Genomic DNA, 343 nt, shown 5'->3' on the forward strand with positions numbered 1-343 from the left:
ACAGCGGTATGCCCACGTCGTTGCACGTCATCACCATGTGACCCTTCGGACTCATGCGGCTACCGTCGCAGAACACGGTCTGGGAGGCGAAGAAGTTCATGCTCTCGTGACCAATCATCGAAGCCATGGCGAAAGGCCCGGCAAGCGGGATGTGCGCCAGGGGGATAATCATGCCGCCGGTGTCCGAGACGCCGCGCTTCAGCCCGTTCACACTTACGTTCGTGCCAAGGAACGGTATGTAGTCGGAGGGGTCCATCACCATACCCATGTAGGGATGGATAGGATTGAAGGGGGGAGCTGTCGTCACATGGACGTCAACCCCGACTACCATAGTGATATGACT

The organism is Bacteroides sp. AF25-38AC (assembly GCF_003602995.1).
GTDB classification, from domain to species: Bacteria; Bacteroidota; Bacteroidia; order Bacteroidales; family Bacteroidaceae; genus Bacteroides; species Bacteroides uniformis.